The sequence below is a fragment of the uncultured Adlercreutzia sp. genome, assembly GCF_958431955.1.
Taxonomy (GTDB): Bacteria; Actinomycetota; Coriobacteriia; order Coriobacteriales; family Eggerthellaceae; genus Adlercreutzia.
The window spans coordinates 1-2,870 of the sequence record NZ_CAUASN010000068.1 but is presented as its reverse complement, the minus strand read 5'-3'; the positions used below and the strand labels follow the sequence as shown (position 1 = coordinate 2,870).

The window sequence follows — 2,870 nt, the reverse complement described above, 5'->3', positions numbered from 1 at the left end:
CCGCCGACCTCATGGCCGACTGGGGTGCCGACGTCGTCTGGCTCGAGAACACGGGCGCGGGCGACACTATCCGCGACACCGCGTACGTGAAGCAGGCCGAGCGCCGCAACCAGCGCTCGGTGGCCCTGAACTACTTCTCCGAAGAGGGCAAGAAGGTGTTCTTCGACCTCGTGAAGGACGCCGACATCTTCATGGAGGCCTCCAAGGGCGGCACGTGGGCTCGCAAGGGCATCACCGACGACGTGCTGTGGGAGCTCAACCCCAAGATGGTCATCGTACACGTCTCCGGCTTCGGCCAGGAGGGCGACCCCAAGATGGTGAAGCGCGCCGCCTACGACCTGACGGTGATGGCCTACTCCGGCATCATCATGCAGAACGGCACGGAGGAGCAGCCCATGCTCCCCGGACCCTACGCGGGCGACTACTTCAATACGCTGATGATCGCCTCCTCGGCGCTGGCGGCTCTGTACAAGGCCGAGAAGTCCGGCAAGGGCGAGAGCATCGACCTGGCCATGTACGAGACGCTTCTGGCCATCGGCCAGTACTACCTGGTCGACTACCTTAACGAGGGCATCAAGTGGCCTCGTCCGGGCGCCCGCAACCAAAACCTCTGCGGCATCGGCGAGTTCAAGTGCAAGGACGGCTTCCTGGGCGTGTGCCTGTACGGCGTCGACCAGAACAAGTACTTCCTCGAGACCATCGGCCTGGGGCATCTCTGGGGCACCGAGGACATCCCCGAGGACACGAGCGGCCTGTGGCTGTCCAACCCGCACGCCGACGAGATCCAGAAGGCGTTCGAAGAGTACTGCCTGGCCAACTCGAAGTACGACATCGAAGAGGACTTCGCCGCGCACCGCATTGCCGCGCAGGTGGTCAACGACATGGAAGACCTCGTGGAAGAAGAGCACCTGCGCTTGCGCAACACGTGGGTCGACTGGGAGACGGTCGACGGCGAGACCTTCCACGGCCTCGGCGTGTTCCCGAAGTTCAAGAACAACCCGGGCCAGATCTGGCGTCCGATGCCGCATCAGGGCGGCGACACCGTCGACGTCATGACGAAGCTGGGCTACACGCAGGAGCAGATCGACGAGCTGGCCGCGGCCGGCGTCGTGAAGATCGGCTAACGCGGTACCTCGCGCCCGGGAATCGCTTCCCGGGCGCCACGTCGGATGCGCGGCCGGCAGAACTCGCCGCGCATCCGCACGATGCCGCCCTTGCGGGCGAGGGCCCTCGACGACGGCATCGTGCGGATTACCAGGGGATCGACGGATGGAAAAGGTGAGACGATTGACCGACATCGTGGGAAACGAAACGGTGCGCAGCCTGTGGGACGGCCTCGTGGCCGCGTGCGGCGAGCGCGAGTTCCTCCTCTTCCGCGATCGCACGGGTTCGACCAGCACGTACACGTACCGCGCGTTCAACGAGGAGATCGACCGGGCGGCCAACGTGTTCCTCTCGATGGGGGTCGCGGCTGGCGAGCGCGTGGCCGTGCAGCTGTGCACGTGCCCCGAGTTCATGATGTGCCTGTTCGGGTTGGCGAAGATCGGCGCCGTCATGGTGCCCATGAACGAGCAGTACCTGGTGGAGGAAGCCGCGTTCGTGCTCGAGCGTACCGAGGCCTCGTGCGCGGTGGTTGAGCCGAAGTTCCTCGGCCTGTACCGCGCCGTGCGCGACAGCGGCCCGTATTGCCCCAAGGGCGTGCTGGTGGCGCGCACGCACGACGACAAGGTCGAGGGCGTCGAAGAAGCGCGCGCCGCCCTCGAGCGCGACGGGTCCCTGCACGACTTCTCGCGGCTGCGCGCCGAGGCGGCGGCCGAGCTCGACGAGGTGCGCCCGCTGAGCGCCGACGACCCGGCCGAGATCATCTTCACGTCCGGCACCACCTCGCGCCCGAAGGGCGTGGTGCTCACGCATGCGAACATCCTGTTCAGCGGCTTGTATGGCGACTGGGAGGTCGCGCTGACGAAGAACGACCGCCTGCTCACCACCATGCCCGCCTGCCATTCCAACTTCCAGCTGGCCGCGCTCATGCCGGTGCTCACCGTGGGCGCCACGCTCATCGTGGTGGAGAAGTACAGCGCCAGCCGCTTCTGGTCGCAGATCCGCGAGTTCAAGGCAACCGTCACGCAGTGCGTGGCCATGATGCTGCGCACGCTCATGCTGCAGCCCGCCTCGCCCGACGACCGCAACCACGAGCTGCGCGAGATCCTCTACTTCCTGCCGGTGTCCGACGCCGAGAAGGAGGCGTTCGAGCAGCGCTTCGGCGTGTCGCTCATGAACACGTACGGCTCCACCGAGTCCATCGGCTGGGTGCTCACCGACCCGCCCACCGGCGCGCGCCGGTGGCCTTCCGTGGGACGCGCGGGACTTGGCTACGAGGTGCGCATCACGCGCGAGGACGGCACGCAGGCCGACCCGGGCGAGGTAGGCGAAATCCAGGTGAGGGGCGTGCGCGGCCGCACCATCATGAAGGAGTACTTCAACGACCCCGAGGCCACGGCGCGCACGTTCACCGAGGACGGCTGGCTGAAGACCGGCGACAAGGGGTACGTGGACGAGGACGGCTGGTTCTTCTTCGTCGACCGCAAGGTGAACATGATCAAGCGGGCGGGGGAGAACATCTCCACCACCGAGCTGGAGAACGTGCTGGCAGGCCACCCGCGCATCGCCGAGGCCGCGGTCATCGGCGTGCCCGATCCCATCCGCGACCAGGCCGTGAAGGCCTTCGTGCTGCCGGCCGCAGGCGCGCGGATCACCGAGGAGGAGGTGCTCGCGTACTGCGAGGAGCACATGGCGGGGTTCAAGGTCCCCTCGTACGTGGAGATCGTCGACAGCTTCCCCCGCACGTGCTCCATGAAAATCGAGAAGAA

At 66.6% G+C, this 2,870-nt stretch carries 2 protein-coding genes; both read left to right on the top strand.

Annotated elements, in window-relative coordinates; genetic code table 11:
- Window positions 1-1,124 (top strand): L-carnitine CoA-transferase (gene caiB / locus Q5064_RS11330; protein WP_302964766.1); only part of this gene is annotated, 1,124 nt, incomplete at its 5' end.
- A 154-nt stretch (window positions 1,125-1,278) separates the two neighbouring features.
- Window positions 1,279-2,870, top strand: a 1,592-nt coding sequence (gene caiC, locus Q5064_RS11325; protein WP_302964764.1) for a crotonobetaine/carnitine-CoA ligase, incomplete at its 3' end; no start/stop codon positions are given.